The 5276-nt window shown below is 76.2% G+C and carries 7 protein-coding genes; 4 read left to right on the top strand and 3 right to left on the bottom strand.

Translation table 11 applies throughout. The annotated features are described in order from the left end of the window. Window positions 1–74: 74 nt before the first annotated feature. The 3 genes from ACFWEG_RS28130 to ACFWEG_RS28120 are packed head-to-tail and all read right to left on the bottom strand — an operon-like array spanning window position 75 to window position 1955. Window positions 75–962 carry an aminoglycoside phosphotransferase family protein gene (locus ACFWEG_RS28130; RefSeq protein ID WP_387220692.1) on the bottom strand — a complete coding sequence of 296 codons (888 nt, stop codon included), beginning with the start codon at window positions 960–962 and terminating at the stop codon, window positions 75–77. Between the two features lie 16 nt (window positions 963–978). Further along, window positions 979–1446, bottom strand: a complete 468-nt coding sequence (locus ACFWEG_RS28125) for a ferritin-like domain-containing protein (protein WP_387220690.1) — start codon at window positions 1444–1446, stop codon at window positions 979–981. Continuing rightward, the gene (locus tag ACFWEG_RS28120) at window positions 1446–1955 is read right to left on the bottom strand and encodes a hypothetical protein (protein WP_387220687.1); all 510 of its coding nucleotides are present in this window, start codon (window positions 1953–1955) and stop codon (window positions 1446–1448) included. The genes ACFWEG_RS28125 and ACFWEG_RS28120 overlap by 1 nt, the downstream gene beginning before the upstream one ends. A gap of 228 nt (window positions 1956–2183) precedes the next feature. On the opposite strand from ACFWEG_RS28120, the gene rimP reads away from it, so the two are divergent. The 4 genes from rimP to ACFWEG_RS28100 form a co-directional block, all read left to right on the top strand. After that, window positions 2184–2741 carry a ribosome maturation factor RimP gene (gene rimP, locus ACFWEG_RS28115; protein WP_387220685.1) on the top strand — a complete coding sequence of 186 codons (558 nt, stop codon included), beginning with the start codon at window positions 2184–2186 and terminating at the stop codon, window positions 2739–2741. Between the two features lie 2 nt (window positions 2742–2743). Further along, the gene (gene nusA / locus ACFWEG_RS28110; protein ID WP_387220682.1) at window positions 2744–3739 is read left to right on the top strand and encodes a transcription termination factor NusA; all 996 of its coding nucleotides are present in this window, start codon (window positions 2744–2746) and stop codon (window positions 3737–3739) included. 101 nt (window positions 3740–3840) lie between these two features. Further along, the gene (locus ACFWEG_RS28105) at window positions 3841–4119 is read left to right on the top strand and encodes a YlxR family protein (protein WP_387220679.1); all 279 of its coding nucleotides are present in this window, start codon (window positions 3841–3843) and stop codon (window positions 4117–4119) included. Between the two features lie 146 nt (window positions 4120–4265). Further along, the coding region (locus ACFWEG_RS28100; RefSeq protein WP_387220676.1) for a translation initiation factor IF-2 N-terminal domain-containing protein at window positions 4266–5276 on the top strand (1011 nt) is incomplete at its 3' end.

The following is a 5276-nucleotide window of genomic DNA, read 5'->3' as shown; positions in this document are numbered from 1 at the left end:
CGGCGGTCGAGGCCGCCGGCCGGCGGCCGGTATGCGGCGGAGCCGCGAGGGGGGGGGGCGGGGGGCGGAGCCCCCTACAGCCAGGTGGCGAACTCGAGGAGGAGTTCGGCGTCCTCCTCGCGGCCGACGCGGCGCGCGCGGACGCCGGACTCGACCGCGCGGAACAGGACCCACCCGCGCAACCGGTCCCGGTCGACGTCGAGCGAGTCGGCCAACCGCCGCAGGCGGGAGCGCGTCACCGCCGCCCCCGACGGCGCACCGACCAGATCCTCGACCCGGTCCCGGACGAGCCGGGCCAGATCGAACGCCCGCTCCCCGACGACCGGGACCGGCCCCACGGCCAGCCACGGCATCCGCCCCGCGGCGAGGATCTTGCTCTGCCGCAGCGACCCGTGCAGCAGCACATGCTCCGGCGGCGCGGCGAGCAACGACTCCCGCGCCGCCACCGCCGCCTCGACCAGCCCCGCGGTCTCCCCGTCCGCCGACGCCGACATCGCCGCCGCCTGCCGCGCCGTCCGCGCCTCCACCGTCTCGAACGCGTACGACGACACCGGCACCCACAGCCGCCGCAACGTCCCCGCCGCCTCCAGGAGCGCCTTCGCCTCGGGCAGCGTCCGCACGGACACGTCGGTCTGGAGCCGCTCCAGGAGCATCCACCCCGGCCCGGACGCCAGCAGCTTCGCCGCCCCGAGCCCGCTCCACGCGCCGAGCGCCGCCGCCTCGTCCGCCGGCCGCGCCGCCTCCGGCGCCACCTTCAGCGCCGCCGGCTCCCCGTCCGCCGTCCGCACCAGCGCGACGACGCTGCTGCGCCCGCCGGGCACGACGACCCGCTCCAGCGCGGCGCCGCTCTGCTCCAGCGCCGCGTCGAGCGCACCGGCCGCGTCCCGCAGCCACGCGGCCGCACCCTCGTTGCGGGTCTCGCCGAGTGCCCGCTGCAGACGGACGGACGGTTCGAAAGCCATACCTGGAGGTTCCCTTTCAGCTGTGTCCGGGCGACGCCGACGCGGCCGCCGGAGCGGCCCGCTCGGTGAGCCCAGGGAAGGCTACGCTGCTGCCCCGCCACCGCACCGCCCGCACCGCGGCCGCCCGCAGCGCCCCGGCGGCCTCCCCGCGCCGGTCCCCCTCGGCTGCCCGCACCAGGTCGGAGTAGACCGCGGCGACCCCGTCCTCGAGCACCGCCGCGAGCCGCACCGCGGCGGCCTCGTCGGCCACCTCGAACGGCAGCGCGTACGCGGCCTCGGCCGCCTCCGGCGTCCCGCCGGCGTCGCGCACGGCCCGCGCCAGCGCGTCCCGGCCCGCCCGGTGCGCGTCGTACGCCGCCCGCGCCTCGCCCCGCCGCCCCGCGCCGATCCGGCCGCCGACCACCCCGTACCCGTAGACCGCCGCGTGCTCGGCCCGCAGCGCGGCCTGCAGGGCGGGCAGGACCGCCGCCTGCTCGTCGGTCATCAGGACCCCTTCGTCTGCGTCGTCGGGTGCGTCAGGAGGTACGCGCGCGCCTCGCCGGCCGCCGCGACCGAGGCGAGCAGCCGGGCCAGCTCGCCCGGCGCCCCGAGCAGCGCCTCCGCGCGGCGGGCCGCGAGCGCGCGCTCGGCCGCGGCGAGGGCGGCGAGCGCCGCCTTCTCGGTGGCCGGCACCACCGCGGGCGCGCCCGCGGGCGGGCTGCCCCCCGTCGCCGCCGCGGCACCCCGTGCGAAGGCCCTGCCGTGCTCGGCCGCCTGGGCCCGCCCCTCCGCGAGACGGTCCGCGAGGCCGGGGTGGGCCCGCGCGGTGGCCTCGTACCGGGCGAGCAGGTCCGCGCTGTCGGTCGTCGCCGTGCGGCGCAGCAGCGCCTCCACGGCCGGGCCCTTGCGCCCGGTGGCGCCGGACGGCGCTCCGCCGCCCAGGGGATCGGCGGAACAGCCGGTCAGCAGCAGCGCACCGGTGGCCAGCAGGCTCCTGCGGGAGGTGAACGGCACAGCAGACGTCCTCGGATGCGCGATCGGACTCGGGCGGCGACACGGGCGGCGACGAGGCCGCGGGGAGTACGTGATCACCGTACCCGTGGGCGGGCTTCGCACCTGCGAGCGGCTCGGGATCCGGACCCGGGCGTGCGGCGACACCCCTGCGGACCGGATACCCTTTGAGCTGACACGCTGGTTTTCACGCTTCCCCACAACAGCACACGCGGCCGAGGAGTCACCCGGATGAGCACCACCCAGAGCGAGAGGCTGCGCGGTCTGCTCGCACCGCTGGTCGACGCCAAGGACCTCGATCTCGAAGAGATCACGGTGACTCCGGCCGGGAAGCGCCGGATCCTGCGTGTCGTGGTGGACTCCGACGCCGGCGTGCAGCTCGACGCCTGCGCCGAGCTGAGCCGCGAGCTCTCCGCCCTCCTCGACGAGTCCGACGCCATGGGCGACGGCGAGTACGTCCTCGAGGTCACCTCGCCCGGCGCCGACCGCCCGCTCACCGCGCACCGCCACTACGTCCGCGCCACCGGCCGCCTGATCAAGGCGCAGCTCACCGCGGGCGGCGAGCTGACCGCGCGGATCCTCACGGTGGACGACGACGGCCTGGACGTCGAGATCCCGGGCGTGAAGGGCCGCAAGGCCACCGCCCGGCGGCTCGCGTTCGACGAGATCGCCAAGGCGCGGGTCGAGATCGAGTTCAACCGCAAGGACATCCCGGCGCAGGACGCCGACGACGAGAACGTGAACGACGACGTGACCGACGAGCACGACAAGAACGAAGAGGAGGCGTAGCCGTGGACATCGACATGAGCGCCCTGCGGGGTCTGGTCCGTGAGAAGGAGATCTCCTTCGACCTGCTGGTCGAGGCGATCGAGTCGGCCCTCCTCATCGCCTACCACCGCACGGAGGGGTCCTTCCGCCGGGCCCGTGTGGTCCTGGACCGCGAGAACGGCCACGTGACCGTCTGGGCGACGGAGGACCCGCGCGACCTGGAGGAGGGGCAGGAGCCGAAGGAGTTCGACGACACGCCGTCCGACTTCGGCCGGATCGCCGCCGGCACCGCCAAGCAGGTCATCCTGCAGCGGCTGCGCGACGCCGAGGACGACATCACCTTCGGCGAGTTCGCCGGCCGCGAGGGCGACGTCATCACCGGCGTCGTCCAGCAGGGCAAGGACCCGAAGAACGTCCTGGTCGACATCGGCAAGATGGAGGCCATGCTCCCGGTGCAGGAGCAGGTCCCGGGCGAGGAGTACCCGCACGGGCTGCGGCTGCGGACCTACGTGGTCCGGGTCGCCAAGGGCGTCCGCGGCCCCTCGGTGACGCTCTCGCGCACCCACCCCAACCTGGTGAAGAAGCTGTTCGCGCTGGAGGTGCCCGAGATCGCCGACGGTTCCGTCGTCATCGAGGCCATCGCCCGCGAGGCCGGCCACCGCACCAAGATCGCGGTCCGCTCGACCCGCTCCGGGCTCAACCCGAAGGGCGCCTGCATCGGCCCGATGGGCAGCCGGGTGCGCAACGTGATGGCCGAGCTGCACGGCGAGAAGATCGACATCGTGGACTGGTCGGACGACCCGGCCGAGATGGTCGCGAACGCGCTGTCCCCGGCCCGGGTGAACCAGGTCGAGGTCGTCGACATGGCGAGCCGGTCGGCCCGGGTGACCGTGCCGGACTACCAGCTGTCGCTCGCCATCGGCAAGGAGGGGCAGAACGCCCGCCTCGCCGCGCGGCTCACCGGCTGGCGCATCGACATCCGCCCGGACACCGAGCCGGACGCCGGCGCCCGGGACTGATCCCGAGCCGCCTCCGTACCGCCGAAGTCCAAGATCGAGACAACAACCGTTCGATTCTTGCCCCAAAGGGGTGAGGTCGGTACGGGGAGGTAGACTTTAACGTGTCTGGCCGGACGCACCCCCGAGCATGCCCGGAACGCACCTGTGTCGGGTGCCGGGAGCGAGCGGCCAAGAGCGACCTGCTGCGCGCCGTGGCGGTCGAGGGCGTCGTCGTCCCCGACCCTCGCGGTACGCTGCCCGGCCGGGGTGCTTACGTGCACCCCGTCCTGGTCTGCGTCGACCTGGCGGTCCGCCGCCGGGCCTTCTCCAGGGCCCTGCGTGCCCGGGGACCGCTGGACGCCGCGGAAATCCGCGTGCGGGTCGAGCAGGCAGCACCGTAAGAAGAGAACGGCACGGGACCCCGTGCGGTCAGGTACCTCGCGAGTTGGAAGTAGGTCGAGATTGCGATGAGCACTCGATGAGTACGCGATGAGTACGCCCATGAAGTAGCGACGGTCCGGCGTAACCCGGACCTCAAAGGAGCGAAGTGGCTAAGGTCCGGGTATACGAACTCGCCAAGGAGTTCGGTGTGGAGAGCAAGGTCGTCATGGCCAAGCTCCAAGAACTCGGTGAGTTCGTCCGTTCGGCGTCCTCGACGATCGAGGCGCCGGTTGTACGCAAGTTGACCGACGCGTTGCAGGGTCCCGGCGGCAACGCCGGCAAGACCGCTGCGAAGCCGGGTGCGCCCCGCAAGGCCGCGCCCGCCAAGCCCGCGGCGCCGGCTCCGGCCGCCGCCCGTCCGGCTGCCCCGAAGCCCGGCGCGCCCGCGCCGCGCCCCGCGGCGGCCGACCGTCCGGCGACGCCGGCCCCCGGCCCGCGTCCCACCCCGGCTCCGGCCCCGAAGCCGGCCGCGGCCAAGCCCGCGCCCGCTTCCCCGGCGCCGACCACCCCGGAGTTCACCGCGCCTCCGGCGGCCCCCGCCCCCGAGCGGAAGCCCGCCACCGGTGCGACCCCCGGTCCCCGTCCCGCCCCCGCGCGCCCGCAGGGGCAGGGTCAGGGTCAGGGCGGCCAGGGTGCCCGTCCGGGCGCCCCGAAGCCGGCCGGCCAGGCCCCGCGTCCCGGCGGCAACCGCCCCTCGGGCCCGCGGCCGGGCAACAACCCGTTCACGTCCGGCGGCTCGACCGGCATGGGCCGCCCGCAGGCGCCCCGTCCCGGCGGCGCGCCGCGCCCCGGCGGCCCCGGTGCGCCCGGTGGCGCCCCGCGTCCGCAGGGCGGCCCCGCTGGCGCCCCGCGCCCGCAGGGCCAGGGTCAGGGCGGCGCCCGTCCGACCCCCGGCGGCATGCCCCGCCCGCAGGGCGGCGCGCCCCGTCCGGGCGGCGCCCCGGGCGGTAACCGCCCGAACCCCGGCATGATGCCGCAGCGTCCCGCTGCCGGCTCCCCGCGTCCCGGTGGCGGCCCCGGCCGTCCGGGCGGCGGTCCCGGCCGTCCCGGCGGCGGCGGTCGTCCCGGCGGCGGCGGCTTCGCCGGCCGTCCGGCCGGTCCCGGCGGTGGCGGCGGC

This window comes from Streptomyces sp. NPDC060194 (assembly GCF_042728285.1).
GTDB lineage: Bacteria > Actinomycetota > Actinomycetes > Streptomycetales > Streptomycetaceae > Streptomyces.
Note: the sequence above shows the minus strand (reverse complement) of the source record. Positions and strands in the feature narration are given on the sequence as shown.